Origin of the sequence: Pedobacter psychrodurus, from assembly GCF_032678585.1 — a bacterium.
In the GTDB taxonomy this organism is placed as follows: Bacteria; Bacteroidota; Bacteroidia; order Sphingobacteriales; family Sphingobacteriaceae; genus Pedobacter; species Pedobacter psychrodurus_A.
Map to the genome: position 1 here is coordinate 1 of NZ_JAVTSN010000142.1, position 635 is coordinate 635.

Here is a 635-nt window from a genome sequence, read left to right on the forward strand (position 1 = left end):
AATAATTGTCCCTGTATTCTTCCGGCTGCTCTACAGTAGTGGAATAAGGACTACCGAGGCAAGGCTGCTCAGATTGGCCGACGTAGACCTTGTTAACGGCGTCCTTAACATCCGTTATTCGAAGGGGCCTGGCCAGCATTTTATAGTCCTACATGATACCATGTTGGATCTTGTGAGGAAATATGATGGGGCCATTAGTAGGATGCATCCCGACCGAACCTACTTTTTCCCCTCAAGAACGGGAAAATGTTATGACCGTCAGTGGGTGCAGGCGAATTTCAGGGAGTTATGGGACAGGGATAATAGTTCCCATGCTACCGCATACGAACTGCGACACCATTATGCAATAGAGAACATAAATCGCTGGACGGGATACGGTATGGAGTTCCATGCGAAGTTTGTGTACCTGAGCAAGAGTATGGGACACGCCGACCTGAAGAGCACGAGGTATTATTATTCACTGGTTCCCAGGTTTGCTGATGTGATAGCAGATAAGACAATGGAATCTTTCAATATTATTGTTCCGGAGGTGCAACAGGATGAAGAAATCAACTGAAGATGCCCGTAAGATTGCCCGGCATATCTATGGATGGCTACATGAATATGTTCCATTTCAACAATCAGGCAGTCCGCAC

General features: G+C 46.6%; 1 protein-coding gene. It reads left to right on the plus strand.

Annotation, left to right across the window (positions count from 1 at the left end; translation table 11 throughout):
• Positions 1-556 (plus strand): tyrosine-type recombinase/integrase (locus tag R2S57_RS30405; protein ID WP_316848663.1); only part of this gene is annotated, 556 nt, incomplete at its 5' end.
• Positions 557-635: the final 79 nt, after the last annotated feature.